The sequence below is a fragment of the Pseudomonas sp. 43mfcvi1.1 genome (genome assembly GCF_900115935.1).
In the GTDB taxonomy this organism is placed as follows: domain Bacteria; phylum Pseudomonadota; class Gammaproteobacteria; order Pseudomonadales; family Pseudomonadaceae; genus Aquipseudomonas; species Aquipseudomonas bijieensis.
The window spans coordinates 37,455-61,552 of record NZ_UETT01000012.1 but is presented as its reverse complement, the minus strand read 5'-3'; the positions used below and the strand labels follow the sequence as shown (position 1 = coordinate 61,552).

Annotated in this window: 23 protein-coding genes and 1 pseudogene; 12 read left to right on the top strand and 12 right to left on the bottom strand. The window is 62.1% G+C overall.

Going from position 1 to position 24,098, the window contains the following annotated elements:
- Positions 1-120: 120 nt before the first annotated feature.
- The 5 genes and pseudogenes from DTP52_RS31710 to DTP52_RS21705 form a co-directional block, all read left to right on the top strand.
- Positions 121-891, top strand: a pseudogene (locus DTP52_RS31710) (MCP four helix bundle domain-containing protein); the annotation flags it as partial.
- Complete coding sequence (locus tag DTP52_RS31705; protein ID WP_371925618.1) at positions 883-1,746, top strand: methyl-accepting chemotaxis protein; 864 nt, start codon at positions 883-885, stop codon at positions 1,744-1,746. The pseudogene DTP52_RS31710 and the gene DTP52_RS31705, both read left to right, overlap by 9 nt.
- A gap of 41 nt (positions 1,747-1,787) precedes the next feature.
- On the top strand, positions 1,788-2,972 hold the full coding sequence (locus DTP52_RS21715; protein ID WP_109755177.1) for a pyridoxal phosphate-dependent aminotransferase: 1,185 nt from the start codon (positions 1,788-1,790) through the stop codon (positions 2,970-2,972).
- Between the two features lie 211 nt (positions 2,973-3,183).
- Complete coding sequence (locus DTP52_RS21710; protein ID WP_109755176.1) at positions 3,184-3,885, top strand: response regulator transcription factor; 702 nt, start codon at positions 3,184-3,186, stop codon at positions 3,883-3,885.
- A 4-nt stretch (positions 3,886-3,889) separates the two neighbouring features.
- Positions 3,890-5,191: an ATP-binding protein gene (locus DTP52_RS21705; protein ID WP_109755175.1), complete on the top strand. Its 1,302-nt coding sequence runs from the start codon at positions 3,890-3,892 to the stop codon at positions 5,189-5,191.
- An 84-nt stretch (positions 5,192-5,275) separates the two neighbouring features.
- Here the strand turns inward: DTP52_RS21705 and DTP52_RS21700 are convergent, their stop codons facing one another.
- Positions 5,276-5,917, bottom strand: a complete 642-nt coding sequence (locus DTP52_RS21700) for a DUF1345 domain-containing protein (RefSeq protein ID WP_109755174.1) — start codon at positions 5,915-5,917, stop codon at positions 5,276-5,278.
- A gap of 41 nt (positions 5,918-5,958) precedes the next feature.
- Positions 5,959-6,612 carry a bifunctional nicotinamidase/pyrazinamidase gene (gene pncA / locus DTP52_RS21695; protein ID WP_109755173.1) on the bottom strand — a complete coding sequence of 218 codons (654 nt, stop codon included), beginning with the start codon at positions 6,610-6,612 and terminating at the stop codon, positions 5,959-5,961.
- A gap of 446 nt (positions 6,613-7,058) precedes the next feature.
- Between pncA and DTP52_RS21685 the strand changes: the two genes are divergently transcribed.
- Positions 7,059-9,137 (top strand): bifunctional diguanylate cyclase/phosphodiesterase, encoded by a 2,079-nt coding sequence (locus DTP52_RS21685; RefSeq protein WP_109755172.1) that lies wholly within the window; start codon positions 7,059-7,061, stop codon positions 9,135-9,137.
- Positions 9,138-9,144: 7 nt separating this feature from the next.
- Here the strand turns inward: DTP52_RS21685 and DTP52_RS21680 are convergent, their stop codons facing one another.
- Positions 9,145-10,245, bottom strand: coding sequence for a DNA alkylation repair protein (locus DTP52_RS21680; RefSeq protein ID WP_109755171.1), 1,101 nt, complete (start codon positions 10,243-10,245; stop codon positions 9,145-9,147).
- A 290-nt stretch (positions 10,246-10,535) separates the two neighbouring features.
- Between DTP52_RS21680 and DTP52_RS21670 the strand changes: the two genes are divergently transcribed.
- Positions 10,536-10,844, top strand: a complete 309-nt coding sequence (locus DTP52_RS21670; RefSeq protein ID WP_109755169.1) for an RcnB family protein — start codon at positions 10,536-10,538, stop codon at positions 10,842-10,844.
- 3 nt (positions 10,845-10,847) lie between these two features.
- Here the strand turns inward: DTP52_RS21670 and DTP52_RS21665 are convergent, their stop codons facing one another.
- Together DTP52_RS21665 and DTP52_RS21660 are read right to left on the bottom strand one after the other, a co-directional pair.
- Complete coding sequence (locus tag DTP52_RS21665) at positions 10,848-11,171, bottom strand: protealysin inhibitor emfourin (RefSeq protein ID WP_109755168.1); 324 nt, start codon at positions 11,169-11,171, stop codon at positions 10,848-10,850.
- Positions 11,171-12,232 (bottom strand): M4 family metallopeptidase, encoded by a 1,062-nt coding sequence (locus tag DTP52_RS21660; protein ID WP_109755167.1) that lies wholly within the window; start codon positions 12,230-12,232, stop codon positions 11,171-11,173. Before DTP52_RS21660 ends, DTP52_RS21665 begins: the two co-directional genes overlap by 1 nt.
- A gap of 145 nt (positions 12,233-12,377) precedes the next feature.
- Here DTP52_RS21660 and DTP52_RS21655 point away from each other — a divergent pair, with 145 nt between their 5' ends.
- Positions 12,378-12,719 carry an FKBP-type peptidyl-prolyl cis-trans isomerase gene (locus tag DTP52_RS21655; protein ID WP_003182897.1) on the top strand — a complete coding sequence of 114 codons (342 nt, stop codon included), beginning with the start codon at positions 12,378-12,380 and terminating at the stop codon, positions 12,717-12,719.
- Between the two features lie 59 nt (positions 12,720-12,778).
- Positions 12,779-13,534 (top strand): helix-turn-helix transcriptional regulator, encoded by a 756-nt coding sequence (locus tag DTP52_RS21650; RefSeq protein WP_109755166.1) that lies wholly within the window; start codon positions 12,779-12,781, stop codon positions 13,532-13,534.
- 211 nt (positions 13,535-13,745) lie between these two features.
- Here DTP52_RS21650 and DTP52_RS21645 read toward each other — a convergent pair whose 3' ends face one another.
- Positions 13,746-14,540, bottom strand: coding sequence for a helix-turn-helix domain-containing protein (locus DTP52_RS21645; protein ID WP_109755165.1), 795 nt, complete (start codon positions 14,538-14,540; stop codon positions 13,746-13,748).
- A gap of 108 nt (positions 14,541-14,648) precedes the next feature.
- Between DTP52_RS21645 and DTP52_RS21640 the strand changes: the two genes are divergently transcribed.
- From DTP52_RS21640 to DTP52_RS21630, 3 genes are all read left to right on the top strand, one after another.
- Positions 14,649-15,578, top strand: coding sequence for a DMT family transporter (locus DTP52_RS21640; protein WP_109755164.1), 930 nt, complete (start codon positions 14,649-14,651; stop codon positions 15,576-15,578).
- Between the two features lie 153 nt (positions 15,579-15,731).
- Positions 15,732-16,271, top strand: a complete 540-nt coding sequence (locus DTP52_RS21635) for a kinase inhibitor (RefSeq protein WP_109755163.1) — start codon at positions 15,732-15,734, stop codon at positions 16,269-16,271.
- Between the two features lie 3 nt (positions 16,272-16,274).
- Complete coding sequence (locus DTP52_RS21630) at positions 16,275-17,093, top strand: helix-turn-helix transcriptional regulator (protein ID WP_109755162.1); 819 nt, start codon at positions 16,275-16,277, stop codon at positions 17,091-17,093.
- Between the two features lie 105 nt (positions 17,094-17,198).
- Here the strand turns inward: DTP52_RS21630 and DTP52_RS21625 are convergent, their stop codons facing one another.
- From DTP52_RS21625 to purU, 6 genes are read right to left on the bottom strand one after another with little or no spacing between them, the layout of a single operon-like run.
- Positions 17,199-17,795, bottom strand: a complete 597-nt coding sequence (locus tag DTP52_RS21625; protein ID WP_109755161.1) for a sarcosine oxidase subunit gamma — start codon at positions 17,793-17,795, stop codon at positions 17,199-17,201.
- Positions 17,796-17,798: 3 nt separating this feature from the next.
- The gene (locus DTP52_RS21620) at positions 17,799-20,696 is read right to left on the bottom strand and encodes a 2Fe-2S iron-sulfur cluster-binding protein (protein WP_109755160.1); all 2,898 of its coding nucleotides are present in this window, start codon (positions 20,694-20,696) and stop codon (positions 17,799-17,801) included.
- Complete coding sequence (locus DTP52_RS21615; protein WP_109755159.1) at positions 20,693-20,995, bottom strand: sarcosine oxidase subunit delta; 303 nt, start codon at positions 20,993-20,995, stop codon at positions 20,693-20,695. Before DTP52_RS21615 ends, DTP52_RS21620 begins: the two co-directional genes overlap by 4 nt.
- Positions 20,996-21,008: 13 nt before the next feature.
- On the bottom strand, positions 21,009-22,250 hold the full coding sequence (locus tag DTP52_RS21610; protein ID WP_109755158.1) for an FAD-dependent oxidoreductase: 1,242 nt from the start codon (positions 22,248-22,250) through the stop codon (positions 21,009-21,011).
- Positions 22,232-23,137: a bifunctional methylenetetrahydrofolate dehydrogenase/methenyltetrahydrofolate cyclohydrolase FolD gene (gene folD / locus DTP52_RS21605; RefSeq protein WP_109755157.1), complete on the bottom strand. Its 906-nt coding sequence runs from the start codon at positions 23,135-23,137 to the stop codon at positions 22,232-22,234. Before folD ends, DTP52_RS21610 begins: the two co-directional genes overlap by 19 nt.
- Positions 23,134-24,000 (bottom strand): formyltetrahydrofolate deformylase, encoded by an 867-nt coding sequence (gene purU, locus DTP52_RS21600; protein ID WP_109755156.1) that lies wholly within the window; start codon positions 23,998-24,000, stop codon positions 23,134-23,136. The genes folD and purU overlap by 4 nt, the downstream gene beginning before the upstream one ends.
- Positions 24,001-24,098 lie beyond the last annotated feature (98 nt).

The following is a 24,098-nucleotide window of genomic DNA, read 5'->3' as shown; positions in this document are numbered from 1 at the left end:
TACAGTCCCCCCTGTTAAAAGCCTAAAGCCCGGCCGATAACGAGTCAGGCGCATCCATAATTATTTCAACCAGTGCGCTGATGGCATGGATGCTCGACTCCAACGTCGCGAGGTCTTCCCATGTCTCTACGCAGTCTGAATATCGCCCCCCGAGCCTTTTTAGGCTTCGCCTTCATCGCTTTGCTGGTGGTCGCCCTCGGCGTGTTCGCCGCCAATCGCATGTCAATCATCCGCCAGGCTTCGTTGAACATGGAGCAGAACCAAGTACCCAGTGTCGGGTACCTGGGCAACGTCATGGAAAGCGTTCTGCGTATGCGAATTCTCTCGTTTCGGATTTTGGTCAACCGGGATCCGGCCAGCCTGAAAGAGGCCGAGACCCGCATCAACGTGCTGGTGGAGAAACTGCACAAGGCCAATGACAGCTACGCCGCACTGCAGGCCACACCGGAGGAGGCCGAGCTGTACAAGGCCTTTTCGGCCACCCTGGAAAAATACCTGCAAGCTCAGCAGGAAATGCTGGAGCTGTCGCGCCAGGACAAGGTCGACCAGTTGCGCACCCACATCAATACGCGCATCAAGGAAGGCACCGACCTGATGGGTGAGCAGCTCAACAAGCTCATCGCGATAAACGTGGCAGGCGCTGGCGAAGCATCGGCCAAGGCGGGTGAGAACTACAATAGCGCCATCACCGGTATCATCATCGTCTCGATCATCGCTGCGTTGGCCACTATCGTGCTGGCATTGTTGCTGACTCGCAGCATCGTAACCCCGCTCAATCGTGCACTGGAGGCGGCCCGGACCATCGCCGGCGGCAACCTGGTACAGGTTATCGCCGACGATGGCAAGGATGAGCCCGCCCGCTTGCTCCAGGCCCTGGCCGCCATGCAAGGCAGCCTGCGCCAGACCATCGAGCAGATTGCCGGCTCCGCCAGCCAACTGGGGGCTGCGGCCGAAGAGCTGAGCGCGGTCACCCAGGAATCCTCCCGTGGACTGCAACAGCAGCACAACGAAATCGAACAGGCCGCCACCGCCGTCAACGAAATGACCGCCGCTGTCGAGGAGGTTGCCCGTAACGCGGTGTCTACCTCCGAAGCCTCGAACCAATCGACCCAAGCCGCCCAGGAAGGTCGCTCGCGGGTGGTGGAAACCGTCGACGCGATCCAGACCATGACCCACGACGTGCAAGCCACCGCTTCGATGATCGAAGGCCTGGCGGTCCAGGGCCGCGACATTGGCAAGGTGCTGGACGTGATCCGCGCCATCGCCGAGCAGACCAACCTGCTGGCCCTCAACGCCGCCATCGAAGCTGCCCGTGCCGGGGAAGCCGGACGTGGTTTTGCGGTGGTGGCCGACGAAGTCCGGGCCCTGGCCCATCGCACCGCGCAATCGACCCAGGAAATCGAAAAAATGGTCGCCGGCATCCAGAACGGCACCGGCCAGGCCGTACAGTCGATGCAGCAAAGCAACCAGCGCACCCAAAGCACCCTGGAAATGGCCCGGGCCGCTGGTGTGGCGCTGGAGCAGATCACTCAGTCGATCAACCAGATCAACGAACGCAACCTGGTCATCGCCAGCGCCTCGGAAGAACAGGCCCAGGTTTCCCGTGAAGTGGACCGCAACCTGGTCAACATCCGCGACCTGGCCACCCAGTCGGCCAGTGGCGCGAAACAGACCAGCGACGCGACCCACGAACTGTCGCGCCTGGCGGTGGGGTTGAATGCGATGGTGGCGCGGTTTGTGATTTGAGATAGGGTTGAGGCTGGACATCGCGCAATCAGGAGACGTACATGCGCTTTTCAGCTTTGACCCAACGCATCACCGGCGATGGCGCCGCCGCCTGGCAGATTCACGACCGGGCGCTGGCCCTGCGCGAACAGGGCGAGGATGTGCTGTTGCTGTCAGTGGGCGATCCAGACTTTGACACGCCGCGTGCCATTGTCGACGCCGCCGTGGCCAGCCTGCGGGCCGGGGAGACCCACTACTCGGACATCCGCGGCCTGCACACCTTGCGGGCCAGCATCGCCCGGCGTCATCGCCTGCGCTGCGGCCAGCCGGTGGGAGCCGAACAGGTCATCGTGCTGCCAGGGGCGCAGTGCGCGGTGTATGCGGTCGCGCAATGCCTGCTCAACCCTGGCGACGAAGTCATCGTCGCCGAGCCGATGTATGTCACCTATGAAGCGGTGTTCGGTGCCTGCGGGGCGAAAGTGGTGCCGGTGGCGGTTCGCCCGGAGAACGGTTTTCGGGTCGAGCCTGCGGACGTTGCCCGTCTTGTGACCCCGCGTACCCGGGCGATACTGCTCAACAGCCCGAACAACCCGTCCGGTGCCAGCCTGCCAATGTCCACCTGGCGAGCATTGGCGCGGCTGTGCATTGACCATGACCTGTGGCTGATCAGTGACGAGGTCTACAGCGATCTGCTCTATGACGGCGAACACATCAGCCCGGCCAGCCTGCCGGGTATGGCCGAGCGTACCGCGACAATCAATAGCCTGTCCAAATCCCACGCCATGACGGGTTGGCGCATCGGGTGGGTCATTGGCCCTGAGTCCCTTGCCGACCATTTGGCGAACCTGTCCTTGTGCATGCTGTTCGGCTTGCCGGACTTCGTGCAGCGGGCCGCCCAGGTGGCGCTGGAGCGAGACTTGCCGGAAGTGGCGCAGATGCACGAGGAGTATCGCCAGCGCCGGGACCTGGTCTGCGCCATGCTCGATGACTGCCCGGGCCTCAAGCCGGTGCGGCCCGATGGCGGCATGTTCGTGATGGTCGACGTGCGCCAGACCGGCCTGGGTGCCCAGGCTTTTGCCGAGCGGCTGCTGGACGACTACGGCGTGTCGGTGCTGGCCGGCGAGGCGTTCGGGCCGAGTGCGGCGGGGCATATCCGCATCGGGTTGGTGGTCGATCAACTGAAACTGGCGGATGCGTGCCAGCGGATCGCCTCGTGCGCGGCGGATTTGTTGCGGGCCCAGCGGTAAAGTTTTGTAGAGGCTGTGTGAAATTGTGTAAGGGTTTTGCTCGTGGATGAGTGAGGGCGTATATCCTTGGCAGCTTGAGATTTTCTGCGCCTGGCAGGGCCTCATCGCGAGCAGGCTCGCTCCCACAGGGACCTGAGTTGACTCAATGTGGGAGCGAGCCTGCTCGCGATAGCGATTTATCCGGCGCCACAGCACATTTCTGGAAACACCCATGCCCAACATCCTCCTGGTCGAAGACGACACCGCGCTCTCCGAACTGATCGCCAGCTACCTGGAACGCAACGGCTATCAGGTCAGCGTGCTCAGCCGTGGCGATCATGTGCGTGAACGGGCGCGGGTCGATCCGCCGGACCTGGTGATCCTCGACCTGATGCTGCCGGGGCTGGACGGCTTGCAAGTCTGCCGCCTGCTGCGGGCCGACTCGGCGACCTTGCCGATCCTGATGCTCACCGCCCGGGACGACAGCCATGACCAGGTCCTGGGCCTGGAAATGGGCGCCGACGACTACGTCACCAAGCCTTGCGAGCCCCGGGTGTTGCTGGCGCGGGTACGCACCTTGTTGCGCCGCAGCAGCCTCACCGAGCCGCAGACGGCCAACGACCGCATCCTCATGGGCAACCTGTGCATCGACCTGTCCGAACGCACGGTGACCTGGCGCGGGCAAGCGGTGGAGTTGTCCAGCGGCGAATACAACCTGCTGGTGGTGCTGGCCCGGCATTCCGGCGAAGTGCTGAGCCGCGACCAGATCCTGCAACGCCTGCGGGGTATCGAATTCAACGGCACCGACCGTTCGGTGGACGTGGCGATTTCCAAGTTGCGACGCAAGTTCGACGACAACGCCGACGAAGCCCGCAAGATCAAGACCGTGTGGGGCAAGGGCTATCTGTTCAGTCGTTCCGAGTGGGAATGCTGAGCCGATGTGGAAGCTGCTGATTCGCCTTTACCTGGTCACCATCGTGTCCTACAGCGCGGCGATCTACCTGATGCCGGAACTGGTGATCCGCCTGTTCCACGAGCGTTTCCTGACCTACAACCTCGATTACTCCCGTGGCCTGCAAACCTTGATGGTCAAGCAGTTCCGCGCCGTGCCCAGCGAGCAGTGGCCGGTGCTGGCGGCGCAGATGGACAAGGAGTTCGAGCCGCTGCGCATCGAACTGGCCGCTGTCGATGACCAGGGCTTCAGCGCCGATGAACAGGCGCGGCTCAAGCGCGGCGAGAATGTGGTGCGCCTTGGCGACTGGGCCTGGCGAACCCTGGCGGCGGCGCCGCTGGATGAGCGCACGGCGGTGAAGATGGTCGTGCCGCCGGACCCGGCCGATGTCAGCTGGTTGTACTGGAGCATCAACGTGTTGATCGGCGCGACGATGCTGGCCTGCCTGTTGCTCTGGTTGCGGCCCCACTGGCGCGACCTGGAACGCCTGCGGCGCACCGCCGAGCGTTTCGGCAAAGGTCATCTGGGGGAGCGTACGCACATCGCCTCCAGTTCGAACATCGGCAGCCTGGCCCACGTGTTCGACACGATGGCGGGGGACATCGAGAACCTGCTCAACCAACAGCGGGATTTGCTCAATGCCGTGTCCCACGAACTGCGCACGCCCCTGACGCGGCTCGACTTCGGCCTGGCCCTGGCGCTGTCCGATGACCTGCCGGCGCCCAGTCGCGAGCGTCTGCAAGGGCTGGTGGCGCACATTCGCGAGCTGGATGAGTTGGTGTTGGAACTGCTGTCCTATAGCCGCTTGCAAAACCCGCAACGCTTGCCCGAACGGGTCGAAGTGGCGCTGGACGAGTTCATCGACAGCATCCTGGGCAGCATCGACGAGGACCTGGCGGCACCGGACGTGGTGATCGACGTGCTGTTGCATGGGGCCCTGGAGCGTTTCGTGCTGGACCCACGCCTGACCGCACGGGCGTTGCAGAACCTGCTGCGCAATGCCATGCGTTATTGCGAAAAGCGCATCCAGGTCGGCGTGCGGGTGGGTGAGCAAGGCTGCGAGATCTGGGTCGACGACGACGGCATCGGTATTCCCGACAGCGAACGCGAGCGCGTGTTCGAACCGTTCTACCGCTTGGACCGCAGCCGCGACCGTGCCACGGGCGGTTTCGGCCTCGGCCTGGCCATCAGCCGCCGGGCCCTGGAAGCCCAGGGCGGCACACTGACCGTCGAGGCCTCGCCACTGGGCGGCGCGCGCTTCCGGTTGTGGCTGCCCACACTGTCCTGAGGTTGCCTACTCTCTATTGCTCGACGCTGACCCTGTGGCGAGGGAGCTTGCTCCCGCTGGGCCGCGAAGCGGCCCCAATGCTCTTCACCCAAACAAACCCGCCGCAATATTGATCGAAAACCCCAGGATCGCCGTATTGAACACAAACCCGATCAACGATTGCGCCAGCACGATCTTGCGCAACTGCCGCGTGGCGACCCCCACGTCGGAGGTCTGCACCGCGACCCCGATGGTGAACGAGAAATACAGGAAGTCCCAATAATTGGGCGTGGTCAGCCCCTCGGCAAACCGCAGCGCCGGCTCCTTGCCCTCCCAGGTGTAATACAACCGCGCGTAGTGAACGCTGAAGATCACCCCGATCAGCAACCAAGAGCCGATTACGGTGATTGCCGTGAACCCGTAATGCAACAGCTTGCCGGCGGCTTGCAGGTCGCGGCTGCCTGCCAGCTCGAAGGTGATGGTCGCCAGGCTGGCCAACGCTGCGACGCAAACCATCAATAGCACCAGCCCGGCATTTTCATCTTCGATTTCGGCGATGCGCTTCACATCGGGCGCCTTGGCCCGCACGGTCAGCCAGAACATCAGCACCAGGTAGGTCCAGACACCGACATTCCAGCCGATCAGGATTTTGCTGATGACCGAATCCACGGGCACCAGGATACCCACCGCCAGGCCAAGGACCGTGGCGCTGGAAAGACGTGGGTGGGTACGGGCGAGGAAGGGCATGGAGACTCACTGTCCGGAAAGGAGATGCCTAGTATGAGCCATCAAGCGAAGGGCCGACCGTCTATCGCGCTGGACTCGATCAATTGCACGCCCGCTTCCTGCATCCGCCGGATCGCCGCCGCCATCGAGCCCTCCCGATCAATGCCCCGGCAGGCATCCAGCACCACAAATGCGTTGAACCCGGCCAGCCGGGCATCCAGCGCCGAGAACATCACGCAAAAATCCAGGGCCAGCCCCACCAGGTACACGGTGTCGATGCCACGCTCCTTGAGGTATCCGGTCAAACCGGTCGGGGTCTGATGGTCCGCTTCCATGAAGGCTGAGTAGCTGTCGATGTCCGGGTTGCAGCCTTTGCGGATGATCAGCTTGGCATGGTCAAGCTTGAGCGCCGGGTGCAACGCGGCACCGTGGCTACCCTGCAGGCAGTGGTCGGGCCAGAGTGTCTGCTCGCCGTAGGGCAATTGGACAGTGCCGAAAGGTTGCTTGCCCGGGTGGCTAGAGGCAAACGAAGCATGCCCGGCCGGGTGCCAGTCCTGCGCGAGAACAACGTGCCTGAAGGATTGGCCGAGCCGGTTGATCAACGGCACGATCTCATCACCCCCTGGCACAGCCAGTTGGCCGCCGGGGATGAAGTCGTTCTGTACATCGATCACCACGAGTGCGGTGGTCAAGGCCCGGTTGGCTGAAACGTTCATGATTGGATCCTCCTTGAAGTGGTTCTTCGAGAGTAGCTGAACGGCCCGGGCCCCGCGTACAGACTGACCCACCGCCATCGCGAGCAAGCTCCAACAGGGGGATTTGGGCCGGGCACAGGATTTGTGTTCACTGAAGATCCATTGTGGGAGCGAGCCTGCTCGCGATGGCGGCGACACATTCAACACTGATGCAAGCTGACCCACCGCTATCGCGAGCAGGCTCGCTCTCACAGGGATATCTGGGCGGGCACAGGATTTGCGGTGAACGAATGATTGATGGCTTCAAAATTTTTCACCCTGTTGGGAGTAGTGTCTTTCGTCGAAAATACTCCCGAGTTGATGGCTTTTTGACATTTGGCTCGTGCGTCCCTGTCACGATTAAGTACAATCGCCGGCCTCCAACCGGGCATGGAAGCAGTCCGGTTCTCCAATTACGAGAAAAAACCATGCTCATCGGCAGTTATTCCCCCGCCCTGGTTTCAATTTCCTTGTTTGTTGCCGTGCTGGCTTCCTACACCGCGTTGGACCTGGCCGGGCGTATCGCGACCGCCCAAGGGCGCGCGGCGCATTTGTGGATGGTGGGGGGCGCATTGGCGATGGGGGTGGGCATCTGGTCCATGCATTTCATCGGCATGCTGGCGTTCACTTTGCCGATCGAGCTTGGCTACGACGTATCGATCACCGCGTTGTCGCTGCTGACCGCCATTCTCTCCAGCGGTTTTGCCCTGTGGCTGGTCAGCCAGCCGCGATTGCCGGCGTGGCAACTGGCTTTTGGCGCGCTGATCATGGGCGCCGGGATCAGCGCCATGCATTACACCGGCATGGCTGCACTGCGGATGCAGCCAGGCATCGATTATGACCCGACGCTGTTCGGGGCTTCGCTGGTGATTGCCGTCGGCGCGTCTGCTGCGGCGCTGTGGATTGCCTTTCGCCTGCGCCAGAACACTCCCCACGTGCGGTTGGCTCGCGCGGGGGCCGCGGTGGTCATGGGCATTGCCATCGTCGGCATGCACTACACCGGCATGGCCGGGGCACGGTTCAGCGAGGGCAGCTTTTGTGGCTCTTTGGACGGCTTGAGCGGCAAGGGCCTGGATAATCTGGTGTTGATCACCACCCTGGCGGTGCTGGCCATTGCCTTGCTGACCTCGATTCTCGACGCGCGCCTGGAAGCCCGGACCGCCGAGCTGGCCCAGTCCCTGACCCAGGCCAACCGGGAACTGACCCAGTTGGCCCTGCACGACCCTCTCACCGGACTGCCCAACCGTGTATTGCTGGCCGATCGTATCGACCAGGCCATGCACCTTGTGCAAGAGCAGGGCGGTTGCTTCGCCCTGATGTTCATCGACCTCGATGGTTTCAAGCCGGTCAACGATGCTTTCGGCCATCACATGGGCGATTTATTGCTGCGGGACGTAGCCCTGCGCCTGCGCGAAGACCTGCGCAGCCAGGATACCCTGGCGCGGATCGGCGGTGATGAGTTCGTGCTGCTGGTGCAACTGGTCGAGCCCGACGATGCCCTGCGGTTGGCGGCACGTCAGGTCGGCTTGATCGGACGCACGTTCCGGGTGGCTGACCATGACTTGCAGATATCCGCCAGCGTCGGCATCGCCCTTTACCCGGGCAACGGCCGGAGCGCCGAGGAACTGCTGATGAATGCCGACGCGGCGATGTATCACGCCAAGGGCGCCGGCAAAAACGGCTACAGCTTTTTCGACGCCTCGATGAACAGCAATGCCCGCAAGCAATTGCAACTGTTGCAAGACCTGCGCACGGCCGTCGAACAGCGGCAGTTCAGCCTGCATTACCAGCCCAAGTTCGACGCGGCCAACGGCCGTCCGGTGGGGGCCGAGGCCCTGTTGCGCTGGACCCACCCGACCCAGGGCCTGTTGATGCCCGACACGTTCATCGACCTGGCGGAAAAGACCGGCTTGATCATCCCGATCGGCGAGTGGGTACTGAACGAAGCCTGCCGGCAGATGCGCGAATGGTATGTGCTCGGTTATACCGACTGGCGCATTGCGGTGAACCTGTCGGCCTTGCAGTTCTGCCACACCGGCCTGGTGCAGAGCGTGGCCAAGGCGCTGGAGACGCATCAGCTGCCGGCCAACAGCCTGACCCTGGAAATCACCGAAACCACCGCCATGAGCGATGCGGACGCGAGCATGACGGTGCTGCAACAGCTCTCGGACATGGGGGTGGACCTGTCCATCGACGATTTCGGTACCGGCTATTCGAGCCTGATGTACCTCAAGCGCCTGCCGGCCAACGAGTTGAAGATCGATCGCGGTTTCGTGCGTGACCTGGAACATGACAGCGATGATGCAGCCATCGTCTCGGCCATCGTCGCCCTCGGCCAGGCCCTGGGCTTGCGGATCGTCGCCGAAGGCGTGGAGACCAATGTGCAGCAAGACTTCCTGACCCAGTTGGGCTGCGATTCGCTACAGGGCTATCTGCTCGGTCATCCGCTGCCGGCCGAGCGTTTCCTGAAGGAGATACGCCAGGCCAAACGCGTAGCGGTGGTCTGAGGCACCCTCAGGGGACGATATCGAACGCCGTGCTACCCATTCGCTCGCCGTTGACCAGCAGGTGCACGGCATGCCGGCCCGCGTAATGCTTGCGGGTGGTCAGCTCGCGAATGTGTTGGGAGCGACTGAGGTTGACGCAGCCCCGGGCGGGCAGGTCGAAGGTCTTGAGCTTGAAGACTTTGGCCGAGGTGCCGCCCGAGGCTTTCACGTAGTCGACGGCGTAGTCGATCACCAGGCGTTGGCTCTGTTCAAGGGTTGATTGCACCTTGAAGGACAGCGTGACCTGTTCCCCCAAGCGAATCACCGCAGGCGTCACCTGCAAATCCAGTACCTGGACCTGCGCCTTGCCGCCCACCCCGATGATGCCCAGGGCCCTGGGGTTGCCTTGTTTGATCAGGCTACGCAGGGCATGTCGGGCGATCCACGCCGTATGGCGGTCTTGCAGAGGCCAGCCTTCGATCCGGTCCAGCACCCATTCCGGATGCTGCTTGGTGACGTCGTTGAGGTGGTTGGCCACCGATTTGCGTACATAAAGGCTGTCGTCGGCCTTGAGCGTGTCGAGGATCGCGGCGGTGAGGTCTGGGTTGGCCTGGATCGGCTCCAGGTGAAACGACCATGGCAAGCGTGGCCGGCTGCCTTCGCTGGCCAGGCGACGTACGTGCTCGTTGGCGTCCAGCGCCCAGCCGTGCATGACCTTGAGGGTGCGTTCCAGGTCGTCGCGCAGGAAGTGCCGCACGGCGAACTCCGAGGAGCCGAACCGGGTGAAATACTTGAGTGCGTCCAACGACACGTCGAAGCGATGCCGGCCGTAAGACGCTACGTAGTGAGGCAGGAACATACTGACGAACATGCTGTTCAGGCGCGGGGCCACGGCGCGCAACACCTCCAGCGACGCTTCATAATCGAGGGGCAGCACCGCATGCAGGCATTCACTGACTCGGGCCATGCGCTGCATCACCGACAATTGGGCCAGCCCGTCGTTGGCCATGTGCAAGAACGCCTTGGCGTCGAATGCCGGATACACCGCTCGCATTTCGCCGGCGATGTGCTCCAGGCGGGCGCTGTTGAAGATTTCCTTGAGGGCAGGGGAGGAGGTGGTGGTGCTCATAGAGAGGGCGTCCGGCGAGTGTTTTAGTTCCAGGCTCGTCACTATGCCATGCGCGACCCGTGGCGAGGGAGCTTGCTCCCGCTCGGCTGCGCAGCAGTCGTAAACCCGGTGAGAGCCATATCACTGGATGACCGCGTCGCCTGGATTGGGGCTGCTGCGCAGCCCAGCGGGAGCAAGCTCCCTCGCCACGGGGGATGGCGGGCTCCCAGCTTCAGTCGTTGCAGTAAAGGGAATGATTCGCCGCCCGCGAAGTCCCAGCTTCAGTCCCTTGAATAACTGGAGTTTTTTCTATGCGCAAACCCACCCTGATCGCCAGCCTGGTCCTGATCGCCGGCCTCGGAGCCCTTGGGCCTGTTGCGCAGGCGGTCGAGAAAACCGGAGACGCCCTGGAGCATTCGCCGAGCAATGGCCGTCGGCTGGTGGAGAATGACCGGGTACCGGCGGACTACCAGCGCGCGGACAGAGCCATGAAAGACTGGAAACAGAAAAAACTCGAGCAGCCGACAAAAGAGCAGCAATGGGTGCAGATCGACGACAAGTACCTGCTGATCGAAACCGTGTCCGGCGCCATCGTCAAGATCGTTCCGGCCACACGTTAAATCTCAGAGCACTTCGCCTTTGTCCCAAAGGTGAACCAGTTCGCCGGGTGCCTGGTCCTCGGGCACCTGCAGCACCATTTCGTCGTCCTGGTCGTTGGCGCGATAGCGCACCTCGATCTGGAAAAACCGCTGGTCGCCGCGCCCAGGCGTGGAGGAGGTCAGCGGCAGGCAGCCCTCCAGCACCGAGCAGATACGTATGCGCTGGTCGAGGTCGCACTGGGCGAACTCGATTTCCCGTGGTCGGGTCAGCGCGTGGATGGCGGCCACGCCGCCCTGGCGGGACAGCCGTACCACGGCCTTGTCGTCGAGGTCTGGAAGGGTTTTCATCAGCTCTCCTGTGTCAGGTCGACGCCAACCTGGGCCCAGCCGTTCTGCACCGCTTGTACTTCCCGCGTGCCGAAGCGCTGGCGGGCATGCTCGACGGTCAAGCGGGCGAAGGTACTGAAGGACGCGTCGTTGGGCAGTCTTCTGTCGCACAAGGTTTCATACCAGATCCGGCCGGCCTTTTCCCAGGCAAATCCGCCCAGCGTGGTCGCCACCAGATAAAAGGCCCGGTTGGGGATGCCGGAGTTGATGTGCACGCCGCCGTTGTCTTCACGGGTAATGACGAATTCGCGCATGTGTGACGGTTGCGGGTCTTTGCCCAGCAACGGATCGTCGTAGGCGCTACCGGGGTTGGACATGCTGCGCAGGCCGTCGCCGTTGATCTTGTCGGTGAGCAGGTCGGCGCCGATCAGCCAGTCGGCCTGGTCGGCGGTCTGTTCGAGCACGAACTGCTTGACCAGCACACCGAACACATCGGAGATGGATTCGTTCAGCGCCCCGGACTGGTTGGCGTAGATCAACCCGGCCTCGCTTTCGGTGACGCCATGGGCCAACTCGTGGGCGACCACGTCCAGGGAGCGGGTGAAACGCTGGAAAATTTCGCCATCGCCGTCGCCGAATACCATCTGCGCGCCGTTCCAGAAGGCGTTTTCATAGCCTTGGCCATAATGCACGCTGCCTACTAGGGCAAAGCCCTTGTTGTCGATGGAGTCGCGCCCCAGGATTTTCCAGAAAAAATCATAGGTGGCACCGAGGGCATCGTAGGCTTCGTCCACGGCCGGGTCACCACTGGCCTGTTGGCCTTCCAGGCGTACCGGCTGGCCGGGCAGCTCCATGGTGTTTTGAGCGTCATGCACGCTGCGCTGTGGGTGTCCGGCCTTGCCGGGCTTGGGCAGCGCCGCGGCGACGGGCGGGGTGCTGGGCGGACCGGGGTTGTGCCGCAGGCTGCGCACGTGGGTCAAGGTGCCGAGGGCGCTGGAGCGTTGCTGTTCGGAGCCGTGGGCGATGATGCGATTGAGAATGTAGGGAGGAATGAAACCGTGGAGCGGGCGAGAGTCGATCATCAGAAAATCCTTATCTGAAATGCAGGGTCGATACCCATGTGAACCGAAGAGTCCTTCGCGGTTCCCTGCTGCATGGCAGACAACGTTTGCCATGCGTCCTGATTTCTGCGAAAAACCCGCGCCTGGATCACAAGAGCGATACGCCATGAACGAAGAACTGCAAATTATTGACCTGGAACAGGGCGACGGCAAAAGCGTAGTCAAAGGTGCGCTGATTACCACCCAATATCGCGGCACCCTTGAAGACGGCACCGAATTCGACTCGTCCTACAGCCGCGGCAAACCTTTCCAGTGTGTGATCGGCACCGGTCGCGTCATCAAGGGCTGGGACCTGGGCCTGATGGGTATGAAAGTCGGTGGCAAGCGCAAGCTGCTGGTACCGGCGCACCTGGCCTACGGTGAACGATCCATGGGCGCTCACATCAAGCCCAATGCCAACCTCATCTTTGAAATCGAGTTGCTGGAAGTCCTGACCCGAGACGATTGAAAGGCTCTGTTGCTACTATCTCCAGTCGATGCATGGCTTGATTCGTCGAGGAGCGAAATATGAACGCAGAGCAGCATGATCTGGGCGTGTCCCAGGTGGCCGCGGCCATTGCCGAGCCGGCCCGCACCCGAATGCTGTGTGCACTGATGGACGGCCATGCCCGCACCAGTACCGAGTTGGCGAGCATCGCCGAGGTCAGCGCCTCGACTGCCAGTGCCCATCTGGCGAAACTCAAGCAAATGGTCTTGGTGCGCCTGCACGTCCAGGGCCGTCATCGTTACTACAGCCTCGCGGACCCGCGCGTCGCCCAGGCACTGGAGGCGTTGATGGTGATCGGCCAGGGCGCCACGCCGACCTTCACGCCGCGTACACCGGATCGCCTGCAATTCGCCCGCACCTGCTACGACCACATGGCCGGCACCTTGGCGGTGCGCCTGCATGACCGGATGATCGAGGCCGGGTGGCTGGTGGCGTTGGAGGGCGAGGGCTATCGATTGAGTGAATCCGGCGAGGCGCTATTCGAGGGATTGGGCGTCGATGTCCAGCACCTCGCCACGCAACGCCGCCGATTCGCCTGTCCCTGCCTGGACTGGAGCATGCGCCGCCCGCACCTGGGCGGAGCCTTGGGCGCAGCGTTGCTGCAAGTGGCGATCAAGCGCAAATGGGTGATCCAGGACCTGGACAGCCGGGCGCTGGGGTTGACGGCCAGTGGCCGCAGGGAGATGGCGGGGCGGTTTGGGATCAGTGCCGAAATCGAGGCCAAACCCACTGGCGCCATCGCGAGCAGGCTCGCTCCCACAGTGGATCTGCGGTGAATTCAATATCCATGAACATCCCAGAATCCCTGTGGGAGCGAGCCTGCTCGCGAAAGGGCTCTCACATCCAACATCCATGCAAGCTGACCCACCGCCATCGCGAGCAGGCTCGCTCCCACAATGAGCCTGCGGTGAGCGCAAAACTCATGGACACCCAAGACCCCCTGTGGGAGCGAGCCTGCTCGCGATAGCAATCCCAGCACCACCCTCGTCATCCAGGCATGTGCCTGCGCCGATACTCATCCGGTGTGGTGCCCATCATCTTGCGAAACATGCTGATGAATGCCGAGGCGCTGCTGTAGCCCAGGTCCAGGCCGATGGTTTCCACGCTCTGACCACGTTCGAGCAGGGCCAGGGCTTCAATGACTCTCAGGCGCTGGCGCCATTCCACCAGTGACATGCCCAGGTCCCGTTGCGCCCGGCGCATCAACGTGCGTTCGGTGGTGTTGGCGGCGCGGGCCAGTTGCGGCAAGGAACGCGGATCGCTGGGGTTCGCCTCCAAGGCCCGCAGCACGGGGCCCAGCAGTGGATCATCCGAGGACGGCAGGTAGCTGCCGGCATGGGGCGCCCGCGCCAGCTTGTCCACCAGCACCTGCAACAAACGCTGCTGTTCGGGCGTCTGTGGCTGGCTTGGCGGGTCGCTGCGCAGTTCTTCCAGCAACGCGCGAATCAGCGGGCTCAAGGTCAGCGCACAGGGCACGGCAGGCAGTGCGTCGCACAGTTCGGCGGCCAGGTACAACGAACAATGGCAGGCCTCATGCCGATTGAACCCCACGTGTTCCATGTCCGGTGGCAGCCAGATGCCGTACTGCGGTGGCGCCAGGTAATGATGCTGGGCGATCTCGATTTCCATCACCCCGCTGTAGGAGTAGACGAACTCACCCCAGGCATGCCTGTGCCGGGGGTAAGTCGCATGGGCCGGCATGCAGGCGCTGCGAAAGAAAATCGGCGAGGGCAGGGCTGCGTCGAACGGAGGAATCTTCAGATGTTGGGCTGGAGGCTGCATATCGACCGCAATGGCGGATTACCGGGATGGCTTGTCGGGTAATCACTATATCCAGCAAAGGTGTCAGGCAGACAATCCTTTCATCTATTTCTGCCCAAGGATCTTCCCATGACCACCCGCCGCGCCCTGGATGGCCAGGTCTGCGCCCTGATGACTGGCCTCTGTGCCATCTGGGGTTTCCAGCAAGTCGCAATCAAGGCCGGCGCCGCCGACATGGCGCCGATGCTGCAACTGGGTGTGCGCTCGGCCATCGCGGCGGTACTGGTCTGGCTCTTGGTGTTGGCCCGGGGTGAGCGCCTGTCTCTGACCGATGGCAGTTGGCGCCCAGGCATGCTGGTTGGGTTGTTGTTCGCCCTGGAGTTCGTGATGGTAGGCGAAGGCCTGCGTCATACGACGGCTTCACACATGGTGATTTTCCTGTACACCGCACCGATGTTCGCCGCCCTCGGCTTGCACTGGAAACTGCCGAGCGAACGCCTCAAGCCGGCGCAATGGCTAGGCATTGCCGTTGCATTCGCGGGGATCGTGGTTGCCTTCAGTGGAGGGGCGGGTGCGGCGAGCAGCAGCTCATTGCTCGGTGACGGCATGGGCTTGTTGGCTGGCGCGCTGTGGGGCGCAACCACGGTGACGGTGCGTTGTTCGCGGTTGACGAATCTGCCCGCCAGTCAGACGCTGCTGTATCAATTGATCGGCGCCGGGCTGCTGCTGATCGGCATGTCGGCAGCTCTGGGGCAAACGACGATCAACCCTACGCCACAACTCATCGCCAGCATGGCATTCCAGGTGTTGCTGGTGTCCTTCGCCAGCTTCCTGATCTGGTTCTCCCTGCTGCGCCGCTACCTCGCTTCGCAACTGGGAGTGCTGTCGTTCATGACGCCGTTGTTCGGCATTGGCTTTGGCGTCTGGCTGCTGGACGAACCGCTGGAGCCGAACTTCATCGTGGGTGCGACGCTGGTGCTGGGCGGTATCGCCTTGGTCAGTGGCTACGGGTGGTTTCGCCAGCGCTGGGGGCGATGGGTCGTAATGCGCCAAGGTTAGCCCAACGAGCGCGCAAAAGCCTACCTGTGCCGGCCATTCGTTGCTGCTCTATAGCGGTGCGAGCGTTTCGGCACAATGATCGAGCATTTCGGCACAGTAATCATTCTGCGCGCTCTCTAGACTCGTGCTTCACACCGATTCAATGAGGTCACGATGAACACCAGAATAATTCTATCCGTATTGTCCATGGGCGTTGTCCTCGCTGGACACGCTGCCGACTTCTCGCTGACGAGCCAAGACATTGCTGAAAACCGCCCGTTGACCAGTCGCGAGGTGTTCCAGGGGTTCGGTTGTGAAGGGGGGAATACTTCGCCCGAGCTTTCCTGGAGCAATGCCCCGGCGGGTACTAAAAGTTATGCTGTCACCGTCTACGATCCCGATGCTCCGACCGGCAGTGGCTGGTGGCATTGGACGGTGGTCAACCTGCCGGCTTCAACCAAGAGTTTGCCAAGAGGGGTCGGTTCGAACCTGCCTGCCGGTGCGGTACAAGGGCGAACCGATTATGGTCAACCGGGATTTGGTGGGGCTTGCCCACCTGTAGGGGATAAGCCACATCGCTATCAATTCACCGTATGGGCGTTGAAAGTCGATAAGCTGCCCCTCGATAACCAGGCCAGTGGTGCATTGGTGGGCTACATGCTCAATGCCAACGCCTTGGCCAAAGCGACCATCACTTCAACTTACGGACGTTAAACGATGCACCCAAGTATTGGCACGCAGCACCGGGAGAGCGTCGTCGATGCGTGTGTCATACGGGCGCGACAGCCCCATACATTGCAGCGGGTGTCGATATTCGCGACCACCTTGTGTCGGGTACGCCAAGGGGAAAAACTGCTGCAATGGGATGACCGGGAGATGCGTGTCGGGCCGCGACATCTGATACTGATGCCGGCCGGACACGAACTGGGTATCTCAAATTTTCCTGGTCCTCAAGGTGACTACATCGCCGATGCAGTGACCTTTCCCAGTTCGATACTGCGTAATTTCAACCTCCGCTATCGACAGCAGATCGTCAGCCGCCACAGAACGCTGAACACAGATCTGTGTGTCCCGCTGGACAGGCACACCACACAGGCATGGGATCAGTTATTGGCCGCCATCAATGCGGGCGCCCCGGATGCATTGCGCACACACTACGGGGAGGCGGTTCTTCTGAGCCTGGGTCTCGGCGGTTTGGCCGGACCTCTGCTGATGGATCGCAACGATCCACTGTGCGAGCGCGTGCAGCAGTTGGTAATGAGCAGCCCGGAGAGCGACTGGACGGTGGCTGGCGTCGCCCAACACCTGAACCTGGGGGAGTCGACGTTGCGCCGCCAACTGGCTAATGAGGGGGACAGTTTCAGGAATATTCTGGAAAGCGTTCGACTGGCAATGGCGTTGCAATGGTTGCAAACCACGTCTCGTTCCATCGGTGAAATTGCCGGCGCCAGCGGCTACGCTTCGGCCTCGCGTTTTGCAGTGCGCTTTCGCTCACACTACGGCCTGTCGCCACGGGAATTGCGGGCGGTGATTTAGGTGGTTGGGTGAGAGGGCCGCGGTCCTTTTGTCGCGTCATTCTGGAAACCCCCTCTGTCCTGGAGGGGGCAGTAAGCTTCCAGTTCGTCTTGTTTCTGCCTGGCGTCAGACTGTCGTTCCATCCGTTGCCTGCCCGGAAAACTCCTCCATCGCGTCCAGCAAAGCCTCCCGGAAATACGCTTTCGACGCCCGATCACACAGAATGTGCAAACTCGCCTGCTGCGCGGTACTGGAGTTGATCACGATCACATTGATGCGGGCCGCCGAAGTCTGTGCCACCGCCCCCGGATCGAACGCCTGCGGGCTCAGATCGACCCCACAGAGCTTGGCCATCACTTCGCTCAGGTGCTCTCCGGTCAGTTGGAAACAGGCATGACTGTCCTGACGAGGCAGCAGATAGTTGGCTTGGTGATCGAGTTCCCAACGGGCTTCTTCGTCGGCAATGCGCTGGCCTTGGTCTTCGAGGCTGCCCAGCAACAGATATTCGGTCTGCGACAGGCGCGCCACTTGGCTACCATCGGTCTGGACCTCGGCGCGATTAGGGGCGTGCGGCAGAATGAAATGGCGACCTTGCAAGTACGCGGCACTGTGAGCACCACGAAAACCCACCCGAGGCAGGTCAGTTAAGTCCGCCAGCGTGCACGTGGGCAACGGCACGAGAGCCTGTTGCCCGCCGGTGTGTTGTTCTTTCAGACTGGTCATGGCTCAAAGCTCCTGGCGTTGGTTGTCGGGATCAAAGAAGGGCAACTGCACCACCTCGGCCTGGACGACGATGCCGCCTTCGACCCGGATCGGGATGCGTTGCCCCGGGATGCTTTGGTCGATGCCGGCGTAGGCCAGGCCAATGATCTTGCCGAGGGTGGCGGAATATTCGCAGGACGTGACATTCCCACTGATGTCCGGCCCGTTGAGCACCAGATGTCCTTCAAGTGGTTGCGGGCTGTTCTTCGGTAGGCTGAAGCCCACCAGTTTGCGTTTCAGCGGCTGGGCTTCGAGGATGTCCACCGAGCGCCGGCCGACGAAGAACGGCTTGCTGCGGCTGACCGCCCAGCCCATGTCGATTTCCGCCGGATGGGTCATGCCGTCGGTGTCCTGGCTGATGATCACGTGGCCTTTTTCCAGGCGCAGCAGGCGCTGGGTTTCGACGCCGAAGGGGCGGATGTCATGGGCCTTGCCAGCCTCCATCAGCGCGTCCCAGAGCATGAGCCCGTGGCGCGCCGGTACATGGATTTCATAGCCCAGCTCGCCGACAAAACCCACTCGCAGCAAACGGGCCTTGATGCCGGCCACGGTGCCCTGGCGCACGCCCAGATAAGGAAACGCTTCAGCGCTCAGATCCAGGTCGGTACAGACTTGTTCCAGTACCTTGCGTGAATCGGGCCCGGCGAGGTTGACCGCGCAAATGGCCGCGGTGACGTTGGCGACATCCACGTCGAGGCGCCATTGCGCGTTCCACTTGAGCATTTGCTGATAGATCCGGTCGACGCCACTGGTGGTGGCGGTGACGTAGAAATGGTTCTCGGCAAACCGCGCGCAGACACCGTCATCGATGACCACGCCGTGCTCGTTGGTCATCAGCGCATAGCGGGAGCGGCCGACCGGCTGTTTGAGGAAGGCAAAGGTGTACAGGCGGTTGAGCAGCTCGGCGGCGTCCGGGCCACGTACATCGAGGCCGCCCAATGTCGAGACGTCGATGAGGCCGACCTTGTTGCGCACATGCAGGGCTTCGGCCTGCATGCAGGCCTCGCGATCCTTGGCATCACCGTAGTAGGCCGGACGTTGCCAGATGCCGGCGGGCATCATCTTCGCCCCGGCTTGCAGGTGACGGGCATGCATCGGTGTTTGTCGGTAGGGATCGAATGCGCGACCGGCGACATGCGCCAGCTTCTCGGCCACAAACGGCGGTCGCGCCGTGGTCACACCGGTTTCGCTGATGTTGCGTTGCGTGGCCCACGCCACCAGCCGGGCGGTCGGCAGCGCCGAGTGACGCCCCTGAGACGGTCCCATGCCGACGGTGGAGTAGCGCTTGACCAGTTGCACATCGCGATAGCCGATGCGGGTGGCGTTGACGATGTCGGCCACTTGCAGATCCTCGTCGAAGTCGACGAAGTCCTTGCCTTTGGGGTGCGGGAAGATGGGCCAATTGAAATTGACCCGAGCCTCACCAGTCAATGGCACGCGTTGCGTGCTGACGGTCAGGCCTAGCGCGGAGGCGGCTTCGGCACCGGCATTCACACCATCGGCAATCACGTTATCCAGATGGTGCCGGCCGTTGACCGAGCCGGCGACATTCAGATTCCTTGGCAGGCCGCTGAGCGTGAACTCGGCCCGTTGATCGTCGTAGGCCAGTTTGCCACCGGCCTGGCACAGCAGTTGATAGACCGGCATGTAACCGGCGGACATGCACAGTAAATCGCACGCCAGATGTTGCCCACTCTCGGCGACCTGGCCCTGTGCGGTGATCTGGCGCACGTCGACGCCGTTGATATGGCGCATGCCTTTCTCGTGCTGGGCTTCATAGACGGTGCTGTTGCCCTGATGGTTGATCTTGCGTTGCGCCAGTGCGCGCAGCAGGGCTTCGTCCGAAGGCCCTTGGCGCAGGTCCACTACAGCGACGACCTCCACGCCCTGGTCATGCAGATCAAGCGCGGCGAGGTAGCCATCGTCGTTGCCCGTCAGCACCACGGCGCGGTTACCCGGTTTGACCGCGTACAGCTTCATCAACCGTTGCACAGCGCTGGTCAGCATCACGCCCGGCAGGTCGTTGTTGCGAAAGATCACCGGCTGATCGAACGCGCCGCTGCACACCAGGCACTGGCGAGCGCGGACCTTGTACAGGCGTTTGCCCTGGATCACCGGCAGGTAGTTATCGGTGAACCAGGCGTTGCACGTGGCTTCGGTGAGGATCTGGATATTGGCGTGCTGCTCGACCGTCGCGAGCAGTTCGCGGCGCAGGTTTTCAGCCTTGTTGCCGTCGATGTCGAAGCGGGCATAGGTCAGCGACCCGCCGAGAACCGGCTGTTGCTCGATGAGCAACACCTTGGCTCCGGCGTTGGCCGCGGTCAGGGCGGCGTGCAGGCCGGCGGGACCGGCACCGATGACGGCGACGTCGGTAAACAGGTAGGCCTTGTCGTAGTACTCAGGCTGGAACTTCAGGTCGAGTATACCGAGGCCGGCCTTTTTGCGAATGATCGGTTCCCAGACTTTCCACATGCCCTTGGGCTTGAAGAACGAACGGTAATAGAAGCCCACCGGCATGAATTTGGAGAACTTGCCCAGGTAGGCGTCGCGGTCGTTATCCAGCGAACCATTGACGTTCTGCGCCGTCACCTGCAAACCCGCGGACAGCGCATAGGCATCGGCCAGCACATTGGGCTCCTGGGGCAATTGCACCAGGCTGTTGGCATCCTGGCCGGCCATGGTCAGCGGGCCGCGTGGGCGATGGTATTTGAACGAGCGGGAGATCAGGAAACGCCCGTTGGACAACAGGGCACTGGCGATGCTGTCGCCTTGCAAGCCTTGGTAGCGCTGCCCGTCGAAACTGAAATCCAGCGGCTGATTACGGTCGATCAACAAGCCCATGGGGGCGGGTAGGCGCTTCATCCTGCGATCTCCTTGGCAGCGGCGTTGAATTCGACACGGGTGCTGAAGAGTTCCTTGGGATCGAAGGTCCGCAGGATTTCGTCGGTGACGGTATGCCGCTCGGCGAGAAACCAGTAGCTGGAGGGGGTGTGCATCCACCATTCACGCACCACGCCGGCGAGGTTGTCGGTGTTGAACACGTAGTCCGCCCATTCGCCGTCGCTGCACGTGACCGGGTCGGGCATGGGTTTGAATTCGCCGCCATAGGTGAACTCGCTGATATTGCGCGGCCCGTTGAGCGGGCAATTCATGATTTTCATAGTCTGCTCTGCGTCAGTGACTGGCCGCCGTGGCGCCCATTTCGTTGACTTGCTGGAAGGTCGAGAAACGTTCGAGGCCGAACGGTTTGATCAGCTCTGGCACCTTGCCGCCGCTGGCGACCAACTCGGCCATGGTCTTGCCGCAGATCGGCGTGGCCTTGAAGCCCCAGGTGCCCCAGCCCGCGTCGAGGTAGTAATTGTTCACCGGTGACAGGCCCATGATCGGGCTGTAGTCCGGGGTCATGTCGGTGATCCCGGCCCATTGGCGCATCAGCTTGGCGTTGGCCAGGAACGGGAACATCTCGATGGCATGGGCCAGCAGGCTTTCCTTCAAATCGAGCGTGGAACGGGTATTGAACAGCGGATAGGGGTCGGAGCCGCCGCCGAACACCACCTCGCCACGACTCGTTTGCTGCACATAGCAGTGCAAGGCAGAGGAACTCACCAGTGGATCGAGAAACGGCTTGAACGGCTGCGTGACCATCGCTTGCAGCGGAAAGGTCTGGATCGGCGAACGAATCCCGGCCTTGGCCATCAGCAGCGAACTGTGCCCGGCAATCGCCTGCACCGCGCAACCGCACTTGATGGTGCCGCGGTTGGTCTTGACCGCGGTGAGGGTGCCGTTTTCGATGATCAGGTCCTGGACTTCGGTGAGCTGGTGGATTTCCACACCACGCTTGGCGGCTTGTTTGGCGTAACCCCAGGCCACAGCGTCGTGGCGGGCGGTGGCGCCGTCGATGTGCCACAGGCCGGCGAGTACCGGCAAGTGGCCGGGATCGAGGTTGAGACTGGGCACCAGTTCACGGATCTGCTGGCGGTCGATCATCTCGCTGCGGCCGCCGAAGTGCTTGTTGACTTCGGCGCGCTGGCGGAACGACCGCACCGTGGCGTCGGTGTGGGCCAGGGTCAGTTGGCCGCGCTCGGAGTACATGATGTTGAAATCGAATTCGTTGGACAGCGATTGGAACATCCGCACTGACTCGGCATAAAAGCGCACGCCTTCGCTGGTCAGGTAGTTGGAGCGGATCACCGCCGTGTTGCGCGCGGTATTGCCGCCGCCCAGGTAGGACTTCTCCAACACCGCGACGTTGGTGATGCCGTGGTACTTGGCCAGGTAGTACGCGATGGCCAGGCCGTGGCCACCGGCACCAATGATCACCACGTCATAGCTCGACTTGAGTTCGCGGGGTGGCGGCAAATCCACTTCCACCGGGTACTCCGAACTCAGCCCGTATTTCAATAGATTGAATGGCATAGGGCCTCCGATTGGCTGCGTTGGGCCTGGTGTTGTGCAAGGGCTGCGGTGACAGTGTTTTTCATCAGGAAGGCAATGGTCATCGGGCCGACACCACCGGGCACCGGGGTGATCGCCGCGACATGGGCCAGGGCGCTGTCGAAGTCGACGTCGCCCACCAGACGGCTGTGGCCATCGTCGTCGATGCGGTTGATGCCGACGTCGATCACCACGGCGCCAGGCTTGAGCCAACTGGCGTCGATCAGCCGGGGACGACCCACGGCGGCGATGACGATGTCGGCCTGCCGGCACAGCGCCTGGGGATCCGGGCTGCGCGAATGCAGGACGGTCACCGAGCAATCGGCCTGCAGCAACAGCGCGGCCATGGGTTTGCCGACGATGTTCGAGCGGCCGATCACTACTGCGTGCTTACCGCGCAGATCACCACAGGTTTGCTCCAGCAAATACAAACAACCACTGGGGGTGCAAGGTGCGAGTACCGTACGACCCTGGCTGAGGCCGCCGACGTTCTGACTGTGGAATCCGTCGACGTCCTTGTCCGGTGCGATTGCCTCCAGTGCCCGTAATTCATCGATATGAGCGGGCAGTGGCAGTTGCAGAAGAATGCCGTGGATCGAGTGATCGGCATTCAATCGGGCGATCAGAATGAGTAACTGTTCAGTGCTGGTATCCATGGGCAGCCGATGTTCCAGCGAGCGGATACCCACCTCTTCGGCGCGCAGGATCTTGTTGCGCACATAGACCTGGCTGGCTGGGTCGCTGCCCACCAGAATCACCGCCAGTGCCGGTTGAATGTCTTGCTCGCGCAGGCGCTCCACGTCCTTGCGGACCTGTACCAGCACGCGGGCGGCGGTGGCTTTGCCGTCGATCAGTTTGTGCGTGTTCACCGGAAGATCACCGTTCTGTCCTGATTGAGGAAAACCCGGTGCTCCAGGTGGTATTTGACTGCCTTGGACAGGGCCACGGTTTCGGTGTCACGGCCGGTGGCCACCAGGTCGTCGGGCAGGTAGACGTGGTCGACGCGCTGCACTTCCTGCTCAATGATCGGTCCCTCATCGAGGTCGCTGGTGACGTAATGAGCGGTGGCGCCAATGAGTTTCACCCCACGCTGGTAGGCCTGGTGATAGGGCTTGGCGCCTTTGAAGCCGGGCAGGAACGAATGGTGAATGTTGATCGCCCGGCCCGAGAGTTGCTTGCACAGGTCATCGGAGAGAATCTGCATGTAGCGCGCCAACACCACGAGCTCGGTGCCGGTGTCGTCGACGATCTTCATCAGCTCGGCTTCCTGCCGGGCCTTGGTCTCCTTGGTCACTGGCAGGTAAATGAAGCGAATACCTTCGCGTTCGGCCATCGGGCGCAGGTCGAGGTGGTTGGAGACGATGGCGGTGATGGTCATGTCCATCTCGCCCTTGTGGTAGCGGTAGAGCAGGTCAGTCAGGCAGTGGTCGAACTTGCTGACCATCAGCAACACGCGCATCGGCTCGCGGGTGTCATACAATTCCCAGGTCATGTCGAAGGCTTGGGCGACATGGGCGAAACCGTCCTTGATCTGTTGCAGGTCGCCTGAGTGGCCGTCGTTGAAGCGAAACACCGCACGCATGAAAAAACGACCGCTGAAGTCGTCGTCGAATTGCGCCATCTCCCCGATGTAGCAACGGTTGTCCGCCAGATAGGTGGTGACGGCAGCGACGATGCCGGACACCGCAGGACAGGTGATCTTGATGATGAAATGGTTTTTTTCGTGTTGCATGACACGTCCTCGGGATGATGGCGGCAGCTCATCGCATAGCGAAAAAAATCATCAACGGGCGGCAGGCTCATCCATGAGCTTATTTTCTTGTTGGGAAT

Coding starts and splice junctions, on each gene's coding strand:
- DTP52_RS21680 (WP_109755171.1), bottom strand. CDS start 10,245: ATGAGCACCACCACCTCCTCCCCTGCCCTCAAGGAAATCTTCAACAGC.
- DTP52_RS21685 (WP_109755172.1), top strand. CDS start 7,059: ATGCTCATCGGCAGTTATTCCCCCGCCCTGGTTTCAATTTCCTTGTTT.
- DTP52_RS21705 (WP_109755175.1), top strand. CDS start 3,890: ATGTGGAAGCTGCTGATTCGCCTTTACCTGGTCACCATCGTGTCCTAC.
- DTP52_RS21715 (WP_109755177.1), top strand. CDS start 1,788: ATGCGCTTTTCAGCTTTGACCCAACGCATCACCGGCGATGGCGCCGCC.
- DTP52_RS21635 (WP_109755163.1), top strand. CDS start 15,732: ATGAACACCAGAATAATTCTATCCGTATTGTCCATGGGCGTTGTCCTC.
- DTP52_RS21655 (WP_003182897.1), top strand. CDS start 12,378: ATGAACGAAGAACTGCAAATTATTGACCTGGAACAGGGCGACGGCAAA.
- pncA (WP_109755173.1), bottom strand. CDS start 6,612: ATGAACGTTTCAGCCAACCGGGCCTTGACCACCGCACTCGTGGTGATC.
- DTP52_RS21670 (WP_109755169.1), top strand. CDS start 10,536: ATGCGCAAACCCACCCTGATCGCCAGCCTGGTCCTGATCGCCGGCCTC.
- purU (WP_109755156.1), bottom strand. CDS start 24,000: ATGCAACACGAAAAAAACCATTTCATCATCAAGATCACCTGTCCTGCG.
- DTP52_RS21665 (WP_109755168.1), bottom strand. CDS start 11,171: ATGAAAACCCTTCCAGACCTCGACGACAAGGCCGTGGTACGGCTGTCC.
- DTP52_RS21700 (WP_109755174.1), bottom strand. CDS start 5,917: ATGCCCTTCCTCGCCCGTACCCACCCACGTCTTTCCAGCGCCACGGTC.
- DTP52_RS21660 (WP_109755167.1), bottom strand. CDS start 12,232: ATGATCGACTCTCGCCCGCTCCACGGTTTCATTCCTCCCTACATTCTC.
- DTP52_RS21615 (WP_109755159.1), bottom strand. CDS start 20,995: ATGAAAATCATGAATTGCCCGCTCAACGGGCCGCGCAATATCAGCGAG.
- DTP52_RS21645 (WP_109755165.1), bottom strand. CDS start 14,540: ATGCAGCCTCCAGCCCAACATCTGAAGATTCCTCCGTTCGACGCAGCC.
- DTP52_RS21640 (WP_109755164.1), top strand. CDS start 14,649: ATGACCACCCGCCGCGCCCTGGATGGCCAGGTCTGCGCCCTGATGACT.
- DTP52_RS21710 (WP_109755176.1), top strand. CDS start 3,184: ATGCCCAACATCCTCCTGGTCGAAGACGACACCGCGCTCTCCGAACTG.
- DTP52_RS21630 (WP_109755162.1), top strand. CDS start 16,275: ATGCACCCAAGTATTGGCACGCAGCACCGGGAGAGCGTCGTCGATGCG.
- DTP52_RS21620 (WP_109755160.1), bottom strand. CDS start 20,696: ATGAAGCGCCTACCCGCCCCCATGGGCTTGTTGATCGACCGTAATCAG.
- DTP52_RS21625 (WP_109755161.1), bottom strand. CDS start 17,795: ATGACCAGTCTGAAAGAACAACACACCGGCGGGCAACAGGCTCTCGTG.
- DTP52_RS21650 (WP_109755166.1), top strand. CDS start 12,779: ATGAACGCAGAGCAGCATGATCTGGGCGTGTCCCAGGTGGCCGCGGCC.
- DTP52_RS21610 (WP_109755158.1), bottom strand. CDS start 22,250: ATGCCATTCAATCTATTGAAATACGGGCTGAGTTCGGAGTACCCGGTG.
- DTP52_RS31705 (WP_371925618.1), top strand. CDS start 883: ATGCAAGGCAGCCTGCGCCAGACCATCGAGCAGATTGCCGGCTCCGCC.